The sequence below is a fragment of the Burkholderia sp. AW33-5 genome (assembly GCF_053427615.1).
On record NZ_JBSAXA010000121.1, the window covers coordinates 1 to 317 of the forward strand.

Sequence of the window (317 nt, forward strand, 5' to 3'; positions counted from 1 at the left end):
CAAGGAGCCACTTTATGCCACGCAAACGCAAGGAAGAAGTGACGATAGAACCCGGCAAGGGCTTGAACCTGGACCCGGAGCTGATCAAGCAACTGGTACCCGGCACGCTGGATCGGGCGACGATCAACGAGCAGCTTGCGGCGCTCAAGAAGGCAATCTTCGAACGCGCGCTGGGCGGCGAACTGACCCATCACCTCGGCTACGAGAAGGGCGATGCCAAGCCGGCAGGCCGCACGAACCACCGCAACGGCACCAGCCGCAAGCGCATCACGACCGACGACGACCTGCTCGACGTCGAGATTCCGCGCGACCGCGAG

General features: G+C 63.4%; 1 protein-coding gene. It reads left to right on the forward strand.

All coding sequences use genetic code 11. The features are described from left to right. Positions 1 to 38: 38 nt before the first annotated feature. On the forward strand, positions 39 to 317 hold a 279-nt coding region (locus tag ACV22V_RS32640), incomplete at its 3' end, for a transposase (RefSeq protein ID WP_448016855.1).